Below are 20,638 nucleotides of genomic sequence, written 5' to 3' on the forward strand. Positions count from 1 at the left end.
CGTGCAGTTCATCGGACGCCGACTGGGCGTGAGAGGTCGATCGGATTTTGGGTTTTTCTCGACCTTTGCATGCCTTGAGCGCTTCGACGCCCTTGAGAGCGAGCGCCGCGCGGGCGGCGCTCGCTCTCAAGGGCGTCTGCCTATCACGACGAACCAGGCCTCACTGCGCCGCGTACATCACTGAATCCTGCTCCTGCTGCAACTGCCTGAAATTCCCTGCAATGGCCTCGATCAGCGCCGCGTCGCCAACCGGGTCCAATCCCGGGTAAGGCTTGCCGTTGTAATCGCCCTTGTGGGTAAGCACAGCCTCGACGCTTTCGCCATTGTCCTGGTAAAGCCGCTTGATGGTCTGCGCTTCCAGGTCTTTGCTGTCTTTGCAGCGCAACGCATAGTGAATGCCAAGTGCTGCCCCGAATGCCAGGCCGGGGGTTTCGATGCCGTGCTTGTGGGCAAGGTCGATGCTGCTCAGGATGCGCTCGTTGCGCTGAAGCTTGCGCAGTGGGTCGCGCCCCACACGGGCGCAAGGGTCTTTGAACGACGTTTTGCAGCGCTCCAGGAAGGTGCTGGCAAAATCGCGCACCGCCTCTGCCATGTCGGCATTCTCAGCCACCAGTGCTGGCGCGACTTCCTGGCCGATCAGGCGCTCGGCCAGTTCACTGACCCGGTCGTCGCCCATGGCCTGGCCAACCCAGTCATAGCCCAGCAGGCTTGCATACCAGGCAATGATGGCGTGAGGGCCGTTCCACAAGCGGTTCTTGATGACCTGGATCTGGGCGATGTCGGCGACCGTTTTCACCTGGCGCAGACGCTCCAGCAGGTCACTGCCGCGCTCCACATACAACGGCATGTCCGGCTCGCTGTTGAACAGGATCAGGTGCAGCTGGCTCATCGCGTTGCTGGACTGCGCGAAAGGCCGGAATCGACAGATCAGGCGCTCGTATTCAGGTACCGGCGCGGATGGTTTGCTGGCCGGTGCAGGCTCGTCGTCGAGGCTGTTCTGGAACATTTGCGACTTGATGCGCAACTGGCGGACCAACGCCTCGTTGCTGAGCTTGGACACGATGCGGCTGACCACCGTTTCAGCGAAATGGGTCTTTTGCAGGATCTGTTGAGTGATGTCCGGCGTGCACAGCAACTCCAGCTCCGCCTGCACGTGCAGGCGCACGAACGCGGCGCCACCGATCTTGTTCAGCACGATCAGGATGGTCAGGTCACGGCCCCGGCGCTCGAAGCGCCGCAGCAAGCCTTGGGCAATCACCTTGGCCTGTTTGCGGATGGCCTGCTCCGGCAGGCTCAGGCCGATGATTTCTGCCGCGTTGTACATGTCGATCACCGCCTCGGCATCGTCCATGTCGATCATGCGCACATTTTCGATGGTCTGGTCGAACGAGGTGGCGCCGTAACGCACGCTGTAACGGCCAAACGCAGAAACGGTCTCGCGCAGCATGCGCGAACGGGTGGCGGCGATGATTTCACATGGCCGGGTGTAGCCGTCCCAATGGGAAAACACCTGGGTCAGGTAACCGCCGCCGATGGCGCCGAACCCGTGAATGCCGACACGGAACTGGTTCAGTGACGCTGGAAAGGGCTCTTCAAGCTGCGGCATGCCCAGGTCAGGCACGCACTCGCTCAAGTCAGCCAGGAATTCATTCATGCTGCGGTAGGCTTTCAGCGCGCCCGCTTTGACTTCAGCGGCCGGCGGCTTGATGTCTTCGATCAGGATCGCCTGGCCTTCGGCGCGGATGGCCGAAAGCATGCCGTTTTCCGAGTCTTCGACCATGAAGCACTGGCTCGGCTCGCAATTGAGTGCAGTGGCGGCGCGCAGGAAGATTTCGGGGTGGGGCTTGCCTTGGCTGACTTCGTCGCCACACACGGTGATGTCGAAGTACTTGAGCACATTGGCATTGATCAGGTACTCCTCGGCGATGGCGCGGCGGCTGGAGGTGGCGACCGCCATGGTCAAGCCAGACTTGCGTAGCCGCTCCAGCACTTCCAGCAAGCCGGCCTTGATCGGTACGCCGTGATTGCGCACGTACTCAAGCTCAAGCTCATCGGCGCGCTGGCGGATCCGGGCGTACGGGAAGTCGTCACCGTTATGGGCCTTGGCGAGGGCCTCGGCCTTTTTCGCGCTCAGGCCCAGCGAGCCGATCAATGTTTGTTCGCTCAGCGCCTTGCCGGCAATTTCCAGCGACGCTTGTTTCAACGTCTTGAAGCGCAGGCGCTCGGTATCGAACATGGTGCCATCCATATCGAAGATGGCGCTTAAAATGCGTTTGCCCTGAAAAAAGATCATTCGGTATTGCCCCTTGGTGAATCGTGATTCATCTCGGCTTGCAGACGGGTACAAGCGAGCATTGCGAAAAAACCGCTGCTTGAGCTGTCAGGTAGGGGGCATGCGATCGACAGGGCCGCGCACCGGCGCGACATAGAAATAAGGGGGGACAGAGCGGGGAGTGCAGAGGATGTCTGCGAGCTTCGAGGCAGCTCGGGCGCCTTGTTTGACTTCACGCCCACTGGCTGCAGATCGGTTTGCAGACAGTGAGCGCAAATAGCGATGGATACGTGTGATTCCTGGCATGGGGTACTTCGCTTCCTTTGTTTGTAACTGGGATTCCTTTTTTACCCTTGCACGGATGCGCAGTGACATGCAACCGGCAAGGGCCCAGTAGGGAACCATGCACGGTTTGTTCTCTACCTGTTCAGCGCTGCTTGCTCCCTGAGCACCTGCATCTGCTGGCGATAATCCGCGGTGACCTGGCGCGCCTGTTCGGGGTTGTTCACGACCCTTGGCGTGATCAGCACGATCAACTCGGTACGGTCACGGCTTTTGGAGGTGCTGCCGAACAGCCAGCCCAGCCCGGGTATGCTCGACAGGCCCGGCACACGGGTATCGGATTGGCCGTTGTCCTGCTTGATCAGGCCCCCCAGCAGTACCGTCTGGCCGCTTTGCACTGCCACTTGGGTCGATACCGCACGGCTGGAAATGCGCGGGTTGGGCTGGGTGGTGGTGACGGCGCTGTCGTCGGCGTCGCTCACTTGCTGCTGGATGTCCATGTACACCAGGCCACCGGGGTTGATCCGTGGCACGACATCGAGAATGACACCTGTCTGCACGTATTCGACGCTGCTCAGGGTGGTGTCGGAGTTGCTGGTATTGACGGTGGTCTGGCTGATCGGAATGTTGTCGCCGACCTGGATCTGCGCCTGCTGGTTGTTCAGCACCACCAGCGATGGAGCCGAAAGCACCTGTGTCAGGCCGCGTGTTTCCAGCGCGCGCAGGGCCACCTGCAGGTTGCTGCTGACGAAGGAGTAGAACATCGAGGCGCTGCCCAGCGCGACGCCACCGGCACCGAGCGCACCCTGGCTGCCGCTTTCGTTGGCGACGGTGGTGCTGGACGAATTGCCGGCCAGCCGGCCCAGGTACCACTGCACGCCCAGGTCCAGATCGCCGGTGAGCTTGACTTCGAGGATGCGTGTTTCGATCTGCACCTGCAGCGGCGGGCTGTCCAGGCGCTTGATGGCCGATTCGATCTCTTTCCACTGGGCTGGCCGCGTGCGTACCAGCAGCTGGTTGCTGCTTTTCTGCGCGGTGATGCGCACCGACTCTTCAAGGCTCTTGGCCGAGCCGTCGCCCGGCTCGGCGCTGCTGGCCTGGGTTTGCTCAGTGTCCTCGTAGTCATCCTCCGATGGCGCCTGGCCGATACTGGCCCGGGTGCTCATGCCAGTGCCGCCCAGGCCTTGGGCCGACTGGCCGCCGGTGCCGTTGAGCGAGGTCAGGCTGGTGGTCTTGAGCCCTGGCGCGACGCTGGCCGCCTTGTCGTCGTTGAACTGCCCCGAGCCATAGATCTGGCGCAGATATCGGGCAAGGTCCGCCGCTTTCATGTTGCGCACGTCGTACACGAACAGCTGCGGTTCGTTGCCACCGCCTTCATCGATGGTGCGGATCCAGTCACCGACTTCCTGCAGATACTCCGGTTGCGCAGAGATGGCGACGATCGAGTTGGTGCGTTCGTTGGGCATGAACCTGACCATGTCCGACAGTGGCATGCCGCTGTCGGGCCCGAACAGCTTCTGCAGCTGCGGCATGAGCTCGGCCACCGAGGCGCGTTGCAGGCCGTAAACGCCAATCGACATGCCCTTGAGCCAGTCGACGTCGAAGGTGTCGATGGTGTCCTGGTAGTTGGCGAGTTCATCTGGAGTGCCTGCCAGGCTGATCACGTTGCGGGCCGGGTCGACCAACAGGAAGGCATTCTCACGTACGAAAGGCTTGAGCAGCTTCTGCATTTCGCTGGCGCCGATGTAGCGCAGCGGGTAGAGCCGGGCGGCGAGGCCCGTGGCAGGCTGGGCGACCGGCACCTGTGGCACCAGTTTGCCGGCAACGGCCTTGTCGGCCGGCAGGATCACATAGCGCTCGCCCTGGCGGATCATGGCGTTATCGGTCCACGACAGCAGCGTTTCCAGGATGGACAGTGCCTGCTGCTTGGTGACCGGCTTTGAGGTGGAGAAACTGACGCTGCCTTTGACACCTTGGCTGATGCTGTAGTTTTCATGCAGCAGGTCGCCCATGACGCTGTTGATCACCGCCTCGATGGGCTGGTCGGTGAAGTTGAACACGATATCGCCTTGCTCATCCTTCGCGGCGGGGGGCGTTGCCGAGGCCTTGCGGATGAAACGCTGGTTGCCGGTGATGATCTGCCGGCCAGGCGCGCTGCGTGGGGCTGTTGCAGCGGGCGCGGCAGCGGGCTCGAGGCCGGTGGCCGCAGGGGCGGGGGCGTCGGCGCCGCTGAAGGCCTGCTGCAGCAGCGCCGGGTCGGTGTGCAGGTCACGTTGCGTGGTGGCGCAACCGGCCAGGGCGATGGCGACACTCAGGCCGAGCAATGGCGCACGCAGAGTAGGGAATGGGTGGCGTGAAGGAGCTTGCATGGTCATGGGGTTTCAATACGCGGAAGAGTGATGGCGGAGGCCTTGGACGGCGGCGGCAGGCGCAGCAGTGGCATGCTCAGGGTGTGCTGTTGCCCGGCACGGGTGAAGGTTGCGCTCAGCGCCGTCAGCCGGGTAAGGGTCCAGCCGCTTGCCAGCGTGCTGCCCAGCGCAACCTTGCTGGCTGGTTTGCGGCCTTCGCGCAGGTAGGCCCAGCGCGACTGCCCGTCGAGCACCACGCCGGTCAGCGTCAGGTTGGCCAATGCAGGGCTGTGCTGGCCTTGCTGTTGTGGGTCGGGCTGACGGTCAACGCTGAAGATCGGGTGCGCCCAGGTGGCGGCACGCACTGGCTGGGCAAGCTCGGCCAGTGGCGCGGGTGGCTGGTGGGTGGGGGTTGCTGACGGCTTTTGCGCCGGCAGCCACTGTGGTGGGTTTGGCGCGACAAGCATCCAGGCGACCACGGCGAGGGCACTGACATTGGCAGCCAGCAGCACCAGATGAGCGGCACGCATCATGAGTCGCTTCCTTCTGCTGGCTGCGCGTGCAGGTAACCGCGTATCAGCAGGTGGACTTCCAGGCGCCCGGCAGGCCCCTTGGCTGGCGCCGCAGCACTGCGGCGTATGCTCAGCTGGTCGATGAACAGGCTGGGCTGGCCGTACTCCAGTGCATGCAGCAGGGCCGCCAGCGGTTCGATGGCGCAGGCCAGCGTCAGGCTGACTTTGACCGGGCGATAAGGCTCGGCCTGGCCCTGCTCGGCGGGGGCGATGGGCATGCGCTGGGTGATGTCGCAGCCGGGGCCGACGTGCGCCTGCGCCTTCACCTGATCGACGGCACGCTGCATCAGGTCGGCGGCTACGGCGTTGGGGTCTTCGCCCGGCAGCAGGCTGTTGCGTTGGGCGGGGTCGTTGCGGCTGCGCTGCAACTGGGCCTGCAGTTCAGGTTGCTGAAGCATTAGGCTGGCATAGCGCCGTTGCTGCTCGCGCAACGTCTGGGCTTGCGCGTCCAGGCTGCGCAGGGGGGCGAGCAGCAGGCATTCGAACACCAGGTACCAGGCCAGCCAAAGCAACAGCGCGAGCACGCCCAAGGCGCAGAGCTTGCGTTCTCTGCTAGTGAGCGGGCGCATGCGGCACCTCCTGGCTGAGCTGGGCGGTGATGGAAAAGCGCTCGCGGCCCGTGGTTTTGTCTGCCTGGATGATGCCTTTGAACTGCGCGTGCTCAAGCGTGGTGCAGGTCTTTACCTGCGCCAGCAAGGCACTGGTGCGCTCGCTTTGGCCGGTGAGCGTCACCTGCGTGCCATCGCTCACTTCCAGCTGCTCTATCCAGGTGTCGTCGCCCACGCAGGCGGTGAGGTCGGCCAGCAGCGCGGTGACGGTGGGGCGTTGTGCCTTGAGGCTGGCCAGGTAGGTCGAGGCGCCCAGTGTGGTGTCCAGGGCCTGGCGCAAGTGCTGCACCTGCTGGGCGGCCTCGCGTTGTGCCGCCACTTCGCGCTGCATGGCCTGGACCTCGCCCTGGCGGCGCTCCAGCCAGGCTGCGCCAAGCATTACGCAACAGGTTGCGTGGCCAAGCCACAGCCAGCGGCCCAGCTGGCCTGGGCGTGACCGCGTGCGGGCGCTTTCGGCCGGCAGCAAGTCGATCATCAGGCGTTCGCCGCGGGTGTCCAGTGCATCGATGCCGACCAGGTGCACACCCTGTTCGCCACAGGCAACCAGCAGGGTGTCCAGGGTACTGCGTGCGATGGCCACCAGTTCAACCTGGGCCTGTGGTGCGCGGCGCTGCGCCACGCGGGCGACAAAATGGACCTGGTCGGCGGTATACGGCGTGTATCGATCGATTTCGTAGGCCAGCACCTGCATCAGGTTGCGCGTGGCGGCAACGGGCAACTCGATGTGCTGCGTCAGCACGTGCGAGGCAGGCAGCAGCAGAACGGCAGGCTGACTGTGCTGGCAGTCGGCAGGCAACGGCCATGGCAGCACCTGCGGCGTATTACCGTTGCCAAGGCGCGCGGCGACCGCCTGCGGGAGCATGCCCAGCAGCTCGGCCCGCCATGCGCTGAGCCAGTACCGGGCACGGCTGGCCCGCCAGCGTGCCTGGTAAAGCTGCTGTTGGCTGCCCCAGCGTGCCGCACAGTGTTTTGCCAGGCGGATCAATCCTGCCACCTCAATACCCGGTAAGGCTTGCCACCGGCGTAGGCCGGCAGCAGCACGAAGGTTGCCCTCAGGCGTGACTGAAAGCCGCCGGGCAAGGTGGCCTGGCTGGTGACAGTGAGGATCGGCCCGCCATCCGGCGCGGGGCCGTGATAGTGGGGCAGGCCCAGCACACTGGCCAGTGTGGGTGATGCCAGGCTGGGGTCGGGCTGGGCATTGCCCGACCAGACGGTGATGAAGGGCAGGGCACGGTCATAGACGGCGTAGCTCATGCCGGGTAGTTCGCGAAATTCTTCGAGCATTCGCAGGGGTACCTGGTTGCGCCTCGTCCTTAAAGCCTGAGTGATGATTTTCGAGCGTTCGGCGGTGGCGCCACTGGCACGCAGGAGTTTTGCCAGGCTCGTTGAAGGTGTTGCGTTGAGGTCCAGCTTGCCCCGTTCGCTGACCACACTGATGTGCAGCGTGCTGCCTGCAAAGTGGGCCACGTGGACTTGGCCATCGGCGAGCCAGCGCGCCTGGCCGCCGCGCAGCAGGTTGGCCACGGCCAGGTTGAAGCCTGCCTGGGCGGCGAGCCCGGCCTGGGTCTGGTTGCCTTGCCAGCGGGCCTGGCGCTGCTGCAGTTGGACCGATACCGCCAAACCGCCGAGCAGCACGCTCAGCAAACCGACGACCCAGAGCACCAGCAACAGGGCCGCACCGCGCTGGCGGCTCATGGCCGGCCACCGTCGCCGGACAGGTCAAGCAGCAGGTTGACCTGCAGCAGCGGCCAGGCCTGAGTGCCTTGCAGTTGCACCGCCACGCGCACTGCCTGGGGCAGCCGCTCGGGCCACGGCCACTGGGGCATCCAGCCGGTGGCCTTGCCCAGCGGGGAGTAGCCGCGGTAATTCAGGTGCAGCCCTTTGACCCCCTCCAGCAAACGCTGGGGCTCGCCCCAGGCCTGCAGGCGTTGGCCTTGCAGCCTGGCCAACTGGATCTGCAGACGCCCTTGACGCAGTTGCAGGCGCTGGCGGTAGATCCCCCCGCCTACAGAGCTTGGCAGCGGGGCGAAAAACACCACTGTGTCGTTTTGCCCTTCGAATGTTGCGGTGTGGGCGCCCTGGCCGGTCGCTGCGGTCAATGGCAACACCTGGCCCAGCGCCTGGCGCAGGAACCGCTGGGTTGCACGCAGTTCATCGAGCCGGGCGCTGTAGCGCTCGGCCTTTGCCACTGAGCGGTTGGCCGCCACCAGGGCGCTACCGACCAGCCCCAGCAGCAACCCCAGCAGGCTGATGACCACCAGGATCTCCAGCAGGGTAAAGCCTGCCTGGCGTTTCATGTTTCACTGCCTGGCGCGCGTGCGCGCAGGGTGCTGTAGCGCCAGGTGTGCCCGCTCTCGCTCAGGGTAAGGTCCAGCCGGTACAGGTCAAGGCGTGTGGGCACTGCCTGCTCCAGGGTGACGTCCAGCACCCAGTCGATGCCCTGCCAGCTACCCCGTTGCTGGCCCACGGCAAGCGGGCCCAGGTCGAAGTCGTCCAGCAGCGAACGCGCCGCCGCATTGTGGCGGTCACTGCGCTCTACCTGCGCCAGTGAGCGGCTGCTCTGGGCGAATGCGCCCAGCAGGATGCTCGAGGCCACCACCAGCAGGGCAATTGCTGCCAGCATCTCCAGCAGGGTGAAACCGCGCTGACGGTTCATGGCAACTCCCGCACTTGCACACTGCCGGTGAGCCAGCTGACGTCGATGCGCCAACGCGCCTGGCCGCGGCTGATCAGGATGTTGCCGCCGCTGGCCGCGCCATCGGGGTAAAACTCAAAGCCCGCCCCCAGGCCGCGGGCCGTCTGCAGGCGCACGGTGAAGTCTTCGGGCCAGCCCTGGGGCGTGCGCCCGGGTGCCTGCACCTGCCTGCGCTGCAGGTCGAAGCTCGCGCGCACCGGTTGCCCGCTGGCAATGGCCTGCACGCGCGCGCTACGCAGCGCCGACACCATGTTTGCCAATGCACTGCGCTCATGGGCCACCAGCATGCCCCGGCCAATGCCAACGGCCAGGATCGACGTGGCAACGCCGACCAGGACGATGACGATCAGCAGTTCGAACAGGGTAAAACCGCGTTCGCGGGGCGGGCGGGCTGCCATGGTTATTCCCAGTTGCCCACGTCGGCCTTGTAGCCTTCGCCACCGACCGCGCCATCCTGGCCGAGGAAGATCAGGTCGAAGCTGGCGTGGCTACCGGGGAAGTGGTAAGCGAAACCATGGCCAAAGGGGTCGACCAGGTCCGAGGGCTTGGCATACGGCCCGGCCCAGCGGCTGGCGTTGGCCGGCTTTTTGAGCAGTTGTTCAAGGGTTGCCGGCGGCGCCCCGACATCCAGGGCATAGCTTTCGACCTTCATGCTCAGGCTGGCCAACTGCGCCTTGCCGGCACCGTACTTGCCCTTGTCGACGTTACCGCCGACCTGGCGCACCACGATGGTCGCGACAATGCCCAGCAGCACGATCACGGCAAGCATTTCGAGCAGGGTGAAGCCCGCTTGGCGGGCGTTGAAGCGTTGCTTGGAGGGCATGGGCGGTTTCCTAGATATTGCTGGTAAGGCTCATCAGCGGCAGCATGATGGCGAGCATGATTGCCGCCACCATCACCGCCATGACGATGGTCAGGGTGGGCACCAGCGCCGCGAGCAGGCGGTCGATGGTGCGTTTGGCTTCAAGGTCATAGACATCAGCGACTTTGAGCAGCATCGCGCCGAGGGTGCCCGACTGCTCACCGACTTCGATCATCTGCAAGGCAAGCTCCGGCAGCAGGGCCTCTGCCGATAGCGCAAGGCTCAGACTGCTGCCTTGCCTGACCTGCTCGGTGGCATGCCCCACATGCTCGCGCAGGGCATGGTTGGCACTGACGTCACGGCCGATCGCCAGTGAACCGAGCAGGGTGACGCTGTTGCTCAACAGGGTGCCCAAGGTGCGCGCCAGGCGTGCGGTTTCCAGGCGCTGCAGCAGCGGGCCGAACAGGCGGTTGCGCCACAGGCGCAGGTCCTGGGCGATGCGCCTGCGCGGGTCACGCCGCGCGGCCAGGCCAAGCCAGCTGGCGCCGAGCAGCGTCAGCAGGCAGGCCAGCCCCCAGGCATTGACGAACTCGCCCATGGCCAGCACGGCGCGGGTCACCAGCGGGATGGGCACGCCCAGGTCCTGGAAGATCGGTACGAATTGCGGCACCACATAGGCCAGCAGCAGCGCCAGCGAGCCGACCACACCGATCACCAGGAAAGCCGGGTAGATCAGCGCGTTGATCACTTCGCCACGCAGTTTGTGGCTTTGTTCCAGGTAGCCGGCAAGCTGGGCCAGGGTCACTTCGAGTACACCGCCGGCCTCGCCGGCCCGCACCAGGCTGGTGTAGAACGGTGAGAAACTGCCGGGGTGTTCTTCAAGCGCCTGGGACAGCGGCAAGCCGGCTTTGACCTGCTCGCGCACCCGCTCCAGCACAGCCTTGGCGGCGGGCCTGCGCACGTTCTTCAGCACGGTGCCCAGCGCCCGGTCCAGCGGTTGCCCGGCGCTGAGCAGGGTAGTGAGCTGCTGGGTGATGGTGATCAGTTCCACCGGCTGGAACACGCTGCGCGCCTTGCCCGAACGCAGCAGGCGGCTGCCCTGCCTGAGCTGCAGGATGAGCAGGCCGCGCCGTTGCAACTGGCGAGCGGCGTGGTCACGGTCACTGGCGTCCAGTTCGCCTTGCTGCTTGCGGCCTTCGCTGTCGAGCGCGGTATAGGAAAAGGTCGGCACCTCAATCACCACCCGTGACGCGCAGCACTTCTTCAAGCGAGGTGACGCCGGCCAGGGCCTGGCGCAGGCCGTCATCATAGAGGGTCACCAGCCCGTTGCGACGGGCGTGGGCCTCCAGTGTGGCGGCATCGGTCTGGCGCATGAGCATGCCGCGCAGGTCTTCGTCCATGACCAGCAGTTCGGTGATCGCGCTGCGCCCATGGTAACCGCCGCCCGGCGCCTGCTCGTCTGGGCGGTACAGCATGATCGGACGCTGTTGCGTATAGCGGGCCAGTTGGTGGCGTTCGACCAGTTCGGCCGGTGCCTGGAAGGCGATACGGGTGGCCGGGTCGAGGCGGCGCACCAGGCGCTGGGCAAGGATGCCCTGCAGGGTGGAGGCGAGCAGGTAACCTTCGACGCCCATGTCCAGCAGGCGGGTGATGCTGGCGGCGGCGCTGTTGGTGTGCAGGGTCGACAGTACCAGGTGCCCGGTCAGCGATGACTGGATGGCGATGCGGCAGGTTTCCAGGTCGCGCATTTCACCGATCATGATCACGTCCGGGTCCTGACGCACGATCGAGCGCAATGCCGTGGCAAACCCCAGGCCGATGGCAGGCTTGACCTGGATCTGGTTGATGCCGGTGAGCTGGTATTCGACCGGGTCTTCCACGGTGATGATCTTGCGTTCGGCGGTGTTCAGGCCCGACAACGCGGTGTAAAGGGTGGTGGTCTTGCCCGAGCCGGTGGGCCCTGTGACCAGGAAGATGCCATGGGGGCGCGCCAGCAGATGCTCGATGCTGTGCAGGGTGGGGCCACGGATGCCCAGGCTGGCGAAGTCGAAACTCACGGTTTGCCGGTCCAGCAGGCGCATCACCACCGACTCGCCAAAACTGGTCGGCACGGTCGAGACCCGCAAGTCCAGCTCGCGGCCCTGAATGCGCAGCATGATCCGCCCATCCTGCGGCAGGCGGCGCTCGGCGATATCCAGCCGGGCCATGATCTTCAGCCGCGAGATGACCGCCGCGGCGTAGCCGGCCGGTGGTGCTTCGCCTTCGACCAGCACGCCGTCGACCCGGTAGCGCACTTTCAGCTGGGTTTCGAAAGGTTCTACGTGGATATCCGAAGCGCGACGGTCGACGGCGTGTTGCAGCATCAGGTTGACCAGGCGGATCACTGGCGCCTCGGAAGCCATGTCCTTGAGCTGTTCGATGTCGCCTTCGTCGATGCTGTCGTCGTCCAGGGTCTGGATCAGCGCGCCCATGGCCGAGCGGCCTTCACCGTAGGCCTGTTCGATCAGGGCGGTGATCTCGTCGCTGGTCCCTACCACCAGCTCTACCTGTTTTGCCGCCTGGTAACCGAGTGCGTTCAGCGCGTAGGCCGAAAGCGGCACGGCGGCGGCGACCTGCAAGTGGCTGCTGCTTTCGCTGAGGGTGACCACGCCGTAGTGGCGGGCAAAGCGTTCAGTGGCCACAGGCGGTGAGTCGACACGCTGCCTGTCCAGCCTGGGCACGCCCAGCAACTCGGCGTAGGCCGCGGCCATTTGCTGCTCTCTTACAGCGCCCAGGCGCAGCAAAGTGCGCAGTTTTTCATGTTCGCCCATTGCCTGCGCCACGCCCAGGCGTGCAGCACGATTCATATCAGCCGGTTGCAATGCGCCAGCATTGAGCAGCCACTCACATATATCGTCAGCAGAAGGAATAGTTGATTTCATCATGATGGCTTAGTGCAAGTACTGGCTATATAGCGGCACTTTACTACTTGTCAGGCCTGAGGTGGCCCGGAGAATACTTTGGAATTTTAACCGTTGCAACAGCCTATATTTTTGGTTTGTTCAGTGTGAATTAGCTGGCTGTTTTCAACGATCTCGGAAGCATATCACCCCGCTAAACCTAATTGCAACTAGGTTTAGTAGAAGGTGAATGCTTGCCGTAAATGCTCAAAAAAAGCATGAAAAAACCACGATAACAATAAATATTGGAATCTACGAATACATTTATGCTCTTAGCATGTATTTAATGTAATTCTATTCTTTATATTTCGATGTTATTTGGCGTGGTTTTTTTGGTTTTTTGATGCGTTGCCCACTGTGCACTTCATGAGCCCTTGAACTTTTCAGTTAACTGCCCAGACTTACCCGCCGGGCGGGCCCTGTTTGCGGTCCGCTAATTCCTGCATTCTTTTTTCGAGAACTATTCGATGAATAGACTACTGCTGCCGTTCGCCTGTTCGGCACTGCTGGCCACTGTGCCAAATGCCTTCGCAGATACAAACGGCGCCACTTCTGGTACAGCGGCTTATGAAGCCCGTGAACAACTGGACAGCCAGCGCGAGCAACTGTCCGGTGTCAGCGATGTTGCAAAGGGCGCCACTGATGCCAATGCCTTTGTCGACGCGCCGGTAGACACCGCTGATGCGCCGGCGCTGGTCAGCCAGCCGTAAGGCCGCAGGTTTGCCTGCTCCCATTCTTTTCTTGAGGATTCAACCCGTGAAACAGTTCAAACAGGCCGTGAGCCTGATGGCGCTCGGCGTCATGCAGGCCTCGGGCGCTTTGGCGGCCGGGCCGGCCACCGGCAACGAGGTGGAGGCCCGGGTCAGCTCCATCCTGGACAACATGAACCAGGCCGAGAAGATCAACTTCACCCGGGTCAACGACGGCCACATGATCCCGTCGCTGCTCAAGTGGGGGATCCAGGGCACGGTGGCGTACGACTCGTCCATGGGCGTGCACGTGAATAACGCCACCTTTGGCGCACAGTACCCTTCGCAGTCGGCCCTGGCCGCCACCTGGAGCATCAACCGGGCCAAAGAGTTCGGCCTGGCCATTGCCTATGAAACGCGTATTTCCGGCGGCCAGCAGATGCTCTCGCCCGGGGTGAACCTGTACCGCACGCCCTACAACGGGCGTTCGGCCGAATACGTCAGTGGCGAGGATCCGTTCCTTGGCGCGGTGCTGGCGCCGGCCATCGTCAACGGCATCCAGGCCCAAGGGATCCAGGCCAGTGGCAAGCACTACCTGGCCAACGAGCAGGAGGCCAATCGCCAGGCGGTCAATGTCGTGGCCGATGAGCGCACGCTGCGTGAGCTGTACTTGCCCGGCTTCGAGTCGATGGTCAAGAACGCCAACGTGGCGTCGATCATGTGCGGGTTCAACAAGGTCAACGGCGACTACGCCTGCGAAAACCACCACCTGATCACCGAGGTGCTCAAAGGCGAGTGGGGTTATCAGGGCACCGTTATCAGTGACTTCAATGCCATTCACGACCCGTTCAAGGGCGCATGGGCCGGCACCGACCTGGACATGCCTTCGGGCCTGCAGTTCACCGAGGCCAACCTGCTGCCGTACCTGTGGAGCGGCCAGCTGACCCAGAACGTCATCGACGACAAGGTCAAGCGCAACCTGCGTGCGGTGGTCAGCTACGACTTCCAGGAAAACCTCAACACGGCAAAGACGCTGGAGCACACCGAGTACGGTCAGCGCGCCTCGCTGAACGCTGCACGTGAAGGCATCGTGCTGTTGCGCAACGCCGATACCGCTGCTGGCAAGCCGCTGCTGCCGCTGGCGCGCACCGCCAGAATCGCAGTGATCGGCGACTGGGCCAACCAGGCGCCTGCCTCGCCGTTCGGTACCGCCAACTCGCCACCCAACAGCTACGTGACCGAACTCAGCGGGCTGCAGCAACTGGCGTCGAACAGCGCCAATGTCACTTACCTGTCGGCGTTGAGCCTGAACCCCAAGGCGGCAGTCTGGTACCAGCCGACCTCGTCCGGCAGCGGCGTCAGCAATGCCGGGGTGAAGGCCGAGTATTTCAGCAACACCAGCCTCAGCGGCAACCCGGTACTGACCCGCATCGAGCCGGGCGTGAACCTCAACTGGACCACCAGCACCAACGAAACCAGCGCCGGCACCACTGCCGTGTCCGGCTTCAGCCCGACAGCCGGGGCGTTCTCCGCGCGCTTCAGTGCGACGATCAAGCCGACCGTCTCGGGTGCGCATGTGTTCAAGGTGCGCGCCGACGGCCCTTACAAGCTTTGGGTCGATGGCAAGCTGGTGGTGCAGAGCGACGGCGTGCCGTACTCCTCTGATGTGGTCAACGCGCTGACCACTTCGGGCAAGAGCGCTGCCCTGGTGGCGGGCAAGTCCTACAACGTCAAGCTTGAGTACCGCCGTGTGCAAGGCAACTTCACGCCGGCACTGGGCGGCCTGGCAGGCGTTCAGATGAGCTGGGCGTCCCTGCGACCGCCGAAGGACATCGCCAGCTACGATGCCGTGGTGATCGCCGCGGGCACCAACTACGAGAACGAGGGTGAAGGCTCCGACCACGGCTACGCGCTGCCGGACCAGCAGGCCGAGTTGATCAAATTCGTCACCAAGGCCAACCCGAACACCATCGTCGTCACCCATGGCGGCGGCGTGGCCGACATGCAGCCGTGGGCCAAGAAGGTTGGCGCAGCGTTGCATGCCTGGTTCCCGGGGCAACAGGGCGGCCAGGCACTGGCTGAAATCCTGTATGGCAAGGTGAACCCGTCGGGCAAGCTGCCGGTGACCATCGACAAGAAGATCGAAGACAACCCAAGTTACGCGTCCTACCCGGACCCGGCCGCCTACCGTGGCGACAACCCGCTGACCGAGATCGACTACAGCGAGGGGCTTTACATGGGGTACCGCGGCTATGACAAGAAGCACGCCAAACCGCTGTACCCGTTCGGCTTCGGCTTGTCGTACACCACGTTCGGCTATTCGGACTTGAAGCTCTCGACCAATGTGATGACCCCGGGCAACACCGTGAACGCCACGTTCACCCTGACCAACACGGGTGACAAGGCGGGCTTTGAGGTCGCGCAGCTGTACATTCAGCCGATCGCCCCGCAAGTCGACCGCCCGAAGAAGGAGCTCAAGGGCTTTACCAAGGTGTACCTGGAGCCGGGCCAGAGCAAGACCGTGAGCCTACCGATCGACTCGCGCTCGCTGGCGTACTTCGTGCAGAACACCGACAGTTGGGACGTCGATGCCGGCAAGTTCAAGGTGTGGGTCGGCCCGGACTCGGAAAACCTCACGCTGCAGCGCACGCTGGTCACGCTCATGCCGCAACACTTGACCACGCGTGACAGCAACCCACTACCGGCACCGCTGCAAGCGGCCGTGCAGGTCAGCGACAGCCAGGCTTACTGACCGTCGCACTAGGCCTTGATGCAAGAGGCAAGGCGTAGCAGGTAGGCGTCGAAGACCGCTTCGACGTCGACCTGGTCCGGGGCGCGCAGCCACTGGATCTGCAGGCCATCCATCACGGCGAAGATCTCGGTCGCCAACGCCTTCGCATCAATGTCCTTGCGCACCTCGCCATGCTCGACCAGCGCCGCCAGGTGCGCCTGGGCGTGGGCGTGGGTCAGCGCGAATTTCTCCTTGTACCAGGGCCAGGCCGGGTGCTGCTCGGACAGGCTTTCGACGCTGATCATCATCGAAGCTTGGCATTCAAGCAGGTTCTGCACGCTGAAATTCATACTCATGCGCACGAAGGCCAGGAAGTTCGCAAGCGTCGGCGCCATCTCCAGCTCGGCAAACTTCTCTGTCACTCGCCGATCGCGCCGATCGAGCAAGGCCTGCAGCAACGACACCTTGTTGGGGAAGTGATGCAACAGCCCGACCGTGGTGATGCCGGCGATTTCGGCCACATCGCGCATGGAGGCTGCCGCATAACCGTCTTTGGCGAACACGGCGGTGGCCGCATCCAGCAGGGCGGCGCGGCGCATCTCGCCCTTGGGGGCACGGCGGCGTTTGGTGACCGGTGCGCTGGACGCTTCGGTTTCGTGATCCTGACCTGACATAAACCAACTTCAAGCTGTAGTGGGTGGTGTGCCGGTTCCGCTGAAGCGGCGAGGGCGATTATGGCAAAAGTTCTAGGGTTCGTGCGCCCGGTATGCGCCTGGGCGGTTGATCAGGATGGCCGTTGCGACGCTGGCCAGTGCGACCAGGGCATTGCCGACCCACAGCCCGAGCATGATGCCGCTGGCACCCTGCAGCGCTGCGCCTGCGGTGACGAAGGGCAGGGTACCCAAGGTGGCACGAAGCCAGGCGTAGAAGGCCACCCACCCTGCCTGGCCACGGCAGATGAACAGCGAAATGGCGATGAAGTCCAGGCCCATGATGACCCACAGCCCCGGCCCGTACCGGCACAGGTCCTCGATCAGCGCCTGCCCCGGGCCTGACAGCGTGAAGGCAGGGCCAAGCCACGGCGCGGCGCTTGCCAGCACTGCCCAGGCGACCAGGCCGTACACCACCACCAGCCTGGCGGCGCTGTGCAAGGCTGCCTGTGAACGCGCATGGCGGTGCGCGCCCAGATTCTGTGCCAGGATCGGCACCAGCGCGCCCGGCAAGGCGAAGTACAGGCAGTAGGTAATCTGCAGCACCCTGTCCATCACCGCCATGCCGGCCATGACCGACACCCCGAACAGCGCCAGTTGCGCCATGGTGTAGGTCAGGGCAACGGGCATCGCCAGATTAGCGAGGGTATAGGGCAAGGCAATGCGCATGATGCGTGCGCCATACAGCCGCAGCAGGCGTAGGCGTATGCGCGTGGCAAGGCCTACATGGGCCCTGACCAGGTACAAACCCGTCAGGCTGCCTGCTGTGGCTGCCACCAGGCAGGACAGGCCGGCGCCCAACAGTTTCAGGTCCAGACCAATGATCAGTATCGGGTCGACGATGGCCAGGCAGGCGGCACTGGCCAGCACCACTGCCAGCGCGCGCCCGCTCAAACCTTGTGCCCGGAGCACCTGGGCCGTGGCTTGAGTGAGCGCCATCAGCACCGACGCCACCAGCGTCATGGCAATGAATTGCCGGGCAAGCGGTGAGGCGGGCGCATCGGCCCCCACCAGGCCGGCGAAGAAGTCCAGGTTGTACCACTGCAGTGCAGACACACTGGCCGAGACCAGCGCGGCGAGGATCAGCATGTGGCTGGTCAGCACAGGCACCGAGGCGCTCGAACCCTGGCCGACCCTGCGGGAGATCATGGTGCCTGCAGCGACGACAATGCCCGCCACCAGGCTTGAATTGAAAAAGGCCAGGGTCTTGGCGATGCCTACCGCAGCAATGAGTACTTCGTCATGCAGCAGGGCGACATACGTGAGCGTGAGAATGTCGGTCAGGAAAATCGCCAGCAGGCTCAGCGCACTGGTAAACGCCATTACCCGGACGTGGTGGGTCAATGAACCTTGGGTGAATGTGGCGGGGTGCTTCATCTTGGGGGGGACCGCTAGGGTGGGTGCAAACAGTGCGGTACCAAGACAACGTGGGCTGCGAAGAGTTTAATGGAAAAGCCGCGTGAGTGTTCTTCACCCGACACGCTGCAACTGCCAAGTGGTAGCTGGCCGGCTGGGCTCAATGCAGCCGTAGCAACCGGTCCAGTGACAGAGCGCCGGCACCCCGGGCTATCAGCAACAGCAGCAGGCCAGCCCACGACAGGTGGGTAGGCCAGGCGTCCGGGTAGACGAATATCTGGATGACCGCTGTCATGCCGAGCAGGGCAAGCGCTGAAAGCCGGGTGAACAGGCCCAGCACCAGTAGCAGTGGGAACAGGTGCTCGGCGTAGGTTGCCAGGTGGGCTGCGAGCCAGGGCGAAAGCAGCGGCAAGGCATACTCGCTCTGGAACAGCTCGTAGGTACTGGGCGTGATGCTCAGCAGACCCTCGACCTTGGTGCGGCCTGACAGGAAGAATATCGAGGCGATGCCCAGCCGCGCGACCAGGCACAACGCACTGTCGTTGAGCAGCCGTTGCAGGCAGTCGGCAAGGCCGTTCCAGCGTTGGCGCAGGCCAATGGGTGGAGCTGGGGGGCGCAGGGTGTCCATGGCCGTTCCTTCAATCGAATGAAAGCGGGAGAAAGACCCGGGCCTGCATCAGGCGACCGAGCAGGCTGGTGAAGTCGAGGCCAGGCTGGCGTTGCAGGGCAAGTTGCGAGGCGCTTTCCAGTGTGTGACCGGCTGCGCAGGCATCCAGGAACGTGCAGCCACCGGCCTCGAGTGGCTGATGGTTCACGCCGTCCTGGTCGGCGCTCAACAGTGCGCCTTCTGCCACCCAGGGTTGCGACTGTGGCCATGCCAGGCCTTCGCGGCTGCAGCGCCACAGGCTAAGTGCCGGGTGAGCGGTGAACCACTGCCAGCGCACGCTCTGGCGCGGCCGCAGGTGGCTGCGACCCAGGTCACTGGCCGTCATGCCTGCCAGGTCGGCCAAGGCCAGGCAAGGTTGCTCGTCGGCGGCGAACACTTCGCACCAATACCAGTCCAGGCGTGCGACATCGGCCAGGTAGGGCAGCCCGTGGCTGGCCTGGCTGTCTTGCAGAAACGCCGCGAACGTCGCACCGTAGCGGATCAGCCGTGCGTCGTCAGGTGGGGTGTGTTGTGCGTAGGCGGCAGCGGTTTGCTGCATCCAGCCGGCGCCGACCAGAGTTTCGACACTGGGGAAGTTGGCGCGCAGTGCGTCCACGCAGCCGGCCATCACGGTATTGCGGTAGACCGCGAACGCCGGCTGGCGTGTCAGGTTGTGCAGCAGCGGAGCAGGGCGCAGGTAGAGTGCATCGATGAAGGCGTCCTGGAACTGGCCAAGTGGCAGGTTCATGGCAAGGCTCCTGCGTGGTCGAGGGTCGACTGGGCAATCGCCCGTTCGGCAAGCAGTTCATCGAAGGCGGGGAGGTTGCCGTCGCGTTCGATCAGTGTCGGGCGCGCGCCGATGCGCGCGATCAGCCGGCGGTACAAGGCCCAGACCGGTTCGGCAATGGCTGCATCGTGTGAGTCGATGAGCAGTGTGCCTTGGTCGTCGTGGCTGTGGCCGGCCAGGTGCACTTCGCTGATGGCATGGGCCGGGAAGCGGTCGAGGTAGCCCTGGGCGTTGAAACCCAGGTTGTGGGCGCTGACATGAACATTGTTGATGTCCAGCAACAGCGTGCAGCCGGTGCGGCGCACCAGCTCGCCGAGGAACTCGATTTCGTCCAGGTCGTGCCCTTGCAGCTGCAGGTAGTGGCTGGGGTTTTCGATGGCGATGCAGCGCCCCAGGGCATCCTGGGTGCGCAGGATATTGTCACTGATGCGTGCCAAGGCTTCGTGGCTGCGGGGGAACGGCAGCAGGTCGGGGTGATACTGGTCACGCCAGGTGGACCAGGCCAGGTGCTCCGACACCAGCACCGGGTTTACCTGGTCGATCAGCACGCGCAACCGGCGCAGGTGGGTGATGTCCGGTTCGGCGTCTGCTGCCAGTGACAGCGCAACGCCGTGCAGCGACAGCGCATGGCGTTCGGCCATGCGCTGCAGCCACGCCAGGCGCGGCCCGCCGACCATGTAGTTCTCTGGATGCACCTCATACCACAGGCCGTCGGCGTTGCAGGCCAAGGCCTGGGCAAAGTGTTCAGCCTTGAGCCCGAGCCCGGCGCCCAGAGGGGCAGTTCGGTTCATGGTCGGCGGCCTCTGCTCAAGACTTGATCGGGGTCAGTGAACCCATGCCATTGGGCGTCTTGATCGAGGTGCAGGTGCCGGCCGGGACGTTTTTCCAGGCCATGCCGTCGTAGTCTTTTTTGGAGCTGCCTGCGCAACTGGTGCCGGCACCGGCTTTGCAGTCGTTCTTGCCGGCCATGGCGACGCCGTAGCATTTTTCCATGGCTGCACCGTTGCTGGTGGTATCGGCGGCGGTGGCGACGCTGGCCATGGAAGCAAGGGCCAGGGCGGCAGTGGTAAGGGCGAGGGTATTCATGGGGGTGTCTCCAGAGAATGGGGCCGTGGTGATGTACCGAAGGCTCATGGACTAGTTCGCGGTGGCCGCTGCTGCGGTTACAGGCCCGCGAAAATATTTTCAGGTTGCTGCATTT

At 64.0% G+C, this 20,638-nt stretch carries 20 protein-coding genes; 2 read left to right on the forward strand and 18 right to left on the reverse strand.

Annotation, left to right across the window (positions count from 1 at the left end):
• Positions 1–160 precede the first annotated feature (160 nt).
• The 12 genes from mtlD to gspE all read right to left on the reverse strand — a co-directional run bounded on the left by mtlD (position 161) and on the right by gspE (position 12,503).
• Positions 161–2,293 carry a bifunctional mannitol-1-phosphate dehydrogenase/phosphatase gene (mtlD, locus tag ACMGF5_RS19540; RefSeq protein ID WP_414157105.1) on the reverse strand — a complete coding sequence of 711 codons (2,133 nt, stop codon included), beginning with the start codon at positions 2,291–2,293 and terminating at the stop codon, positions 161–163.
• A gap of 398 nt (positions 2,294–2,691) precedes the next feature.
• On the reverse strand, positions 2,692–4,929 hold the full coding sequence (gene gspD / locus ACMGF5_RS19545; RefSeq protein ID WP_414157106.1) for a type II secretion system secretin GspD: 2,238 nt from the start codon (positions 4,927–4,929) through the stop codon (positions 2,692–2,694).
• Positions 4,926–5,435, reverse strand: a complete 510-nt coding sequence (locus ACMGF5_RS19550; RefSeq protein WP_046785531.1) for a type II secretion system protein N — start codon at positions 5,433–5,435, stop codon at positions 4,926–4,928. The genes gspD and ACMGF5_RS19550 overlap by 4 nt, the downstream gene beginning before the upstream one ends.
• A complete protein-coding gene (gene gspM, locus ACMGF5_RS19555; protein ID WP_115275113.1) occupies positions 5,432–6,043 on the reverse strand; it encodes a type II secretion system protein GspM in 612 nt (203 codons plus the stop codon). The genes ACMGF5_RS19550 and gspM overlap by 4 nt, the downstream gene beginning before the upstream one ends.
• A complete protein-coding gene (locus ACMGF5_RS19560; RefSeq protein WP_414157107.1) occupies positions 6,027–7,076 on the reverse strand; it encodes a type II secretion system protein GspL in 1,050 nt (349 codons plus the stop codon). Before ACMGF5_RS19560 ends, gspM begins: the two co-directional genes overlap by 17 nt.
• The gene (locus tag ACMGF5_RS19565; protein WP_119688792.1) at positions 7,064–7,777 is read right to left on the reverse strand and encodes a general secretion pathway protein GspK; all 714 of its coding nucleotides are present in this window, start codon (positions 7,775–7,777) and stop codon (positions 7,064–7,066) included. Before ACMGF5_RS19565 ends, ACMGF5_RS19560 begins: the two co-directional genes overlap by 13 nt.
• Positions 7,774–8,379, reverse strand: coding sequence for a prepilin-type N-terminal cleavage/methylation domain-containing protein (locus ACMGF5_RS19570; RefSeq protein WP_119688793.1), 606 nt, complete (start codon positions 8,377–8,379; stop codon positions 7,774–7,776). Before ACMGF5_RS19570 ends, ACMGF5_RS19565 begins: the two co-directional genes overlap by 4 nt.
• A complete protein-coding gene (locus tag ACMGF5_RS19575; protein WP_046785527.1) occupies positions 8,376–8,738 on the reverse strand; it encodes a type II secretion system protein in 363 nt (120 codons plus the stop codon). The genes ACMGF5_RS19570 and ACMGF5_RS19575 overlap by 4 nt, the downstream gene beginning before the upstream one ends.
• Positions 8,735–9,175 (reverse strand): GspH/FimT family pseudopilin, encoded by a 441-nt coding sequence (locus tag ACMGF5_RS19580; RefSeq protein ID WP_046785526.1) that lies wholly within the window; start codon positions 9,173–9,175, stop codon positions 8,735–8,737. Before ACMGF5_RS19580 ends, ACMGF5_RS19575 begins: the two co-directional genes overlap by 4 nt.
• Positions 9,176–9,177: 2 nt before the next feature.
• Positions 9,178–9,600: a type II secretion system major pseudopilin GspG gene (gene gspG, locus ACMGF5_RS19585; RefSeq protein ID WP_046785525.1), complete on the reverse strand. Its 423-nt coding sequence runs from the start codon at positions 9,598–9,600 to the stop codon at positions 9,178–9,180.
• A gap of 10 nt (positions 9,601–9,610) precedes the next feature.
• Positions 9,611–10,810, reverse strand: a complete 1,200-nt coding sequence (locus tag ACMGF5_RS19590; RefSeq protein ID WP_119689148.1) for a type II secretion system F family protein — start codon at positions 10,808–10,810, stop codon at positions 9,611–9,613.
• 1 nt (position 10,811) lies between these two features.
• On the reverse strand, positions 10,812–12,503 hold the full coding sequence (gene gspE / locus ACMGF5_RS19595) for a type II secretion system ATPase GspE (protein WP_414157108.1): 1,692 nt from the start codon (positions 12,501–12,503) through the stop codon (positions 10,812–10,814).
• A 482-nt stretch (positions 12,504–12,985) separates the two neighbouring features.
• Between gspE and ACMGF5_RS19600 the strand changes: the two genes are divergently transcribed.
• Positions 12,986–13,228, forward strand: a complete 243-nt coding sequence (locus ACMGF5_RS19600) for a hypothetical protein (RefSeq protein ID WP_115275108.1) — start codon at positions 12,986–12,988, stop codon at positions 13,226–13,228.
• Between the two features lie 76 nt (positions 13,229–13,304).
• The gene (locus ACMGF5_RS19605; RefSeq protein ID WP_239539387.1) at positions 13,305–15,959 is read left to right on the forward strand and encodes a beta-glucosidase; all 2,655 of its coding nucleotides are present in this window, start codon (positions 13,305–13,307) and stop codon (positions 15,957–15,959) included.
• 8 nt (positions 15,960–15,967) lie between these two features.
• Here the strand turns inward: ACMGF5_RS19605 and ACMGF5_RS19610 are convergent, their stop codons facing one another.
• The 6 genes from ACMGF5_RS19610 to ACMGF5_RS19635 all read right to left on the reverse strand — a co-directional run bounded on the left by ACMGF5_RS19610 (position 15,968) and on the right by ACMGF5_RS19635 (position 20,523).
• Entirely contained in the window at positions 15,968–16,612 is a 645-nt protein-coding gene (locus ACMGF5_RS19610; protein ID WP_204917748.1) for a TetR/AcrR family transcriptional regulator, read from the reverse strand.
• Positions 16,613–16,684: 72 nt separating this feature from the next.
• The gene (locus ACMGF5_RS19615; protein WP_414157109.1) at positions 16,685–18,025 is read right to left on the reverse strand and encodes an MATE family efflux transporter; all 1,341 of its coding nucleotides are present in this window, start codon (positions 18,023–18,025) and stop codon (positions 16,685–16,687) included.
• Between the two features lie 139 nt (positions 18,026–18,164).
• Positions 18,165–18,632 carry a DoxX family protein gene (locus ACMGF5_RS19620; protein WP_125922911.1) on the reverse strand — a complete coding sequence of 156 codons (468 nt, stop codon included), beginning with the start codon at positions 18,630–18,632 and terminating at the stop codon, positions 18,165–18,167.
• A 10-nt stretch (positions 18,633–18,642) separates the two neighbouring features.
• Complete coding sequence (locus ACMGF5_RS19625; protein WP_414157110.1) at positions 18,643–19,398, reverse strand: DNA-binding domain-containing protein; 756 nt, start codon at positions 19,396–19,398, stop codon at positions 18,643–18,645.
• The gene (locus ACMGF5_RS19630; RefSeq protein WP_414157111.1) at positions 19,395–20,228 is read right to left on the reverse strand and encodes a DUF692 domain-containing protein; all 834 of its coding nucleotides are present in this window, start codon (positions 20,226–20,228) and stop codon (positions 19,395–19,397) included. Before ACMGF5_RS19630 ends, ACMGF5_RS19625 begins: the two co-directional genes overlap by 4 nt.
• Before the next feature lie 16 nt (positions 20,229–20,244).
• A complete protein-coding gene (locus ACMGF5_RS19635; RefSeq protein WP_039602319.1) occupies positions 20,245–20,523 on the reverse strand; it encodes a DUF2282 domain-containing protein in 279 nt (92 codons plus the stop codon).
• Positions 20,524–20,638 lie beyond the last annotated feature (115 nt).

This window comes from Pseudomonas sp. BNK-15 (genome assembly GCF_047456105.1).
GTDB classification, from domain to species: Bacteria; Pseudomonadota; Gammaproteobacteria; order Pseudomonadales; family Pseudomonadaceae; genus Aquipseudomonas; species Aquipseudomonas putida_E.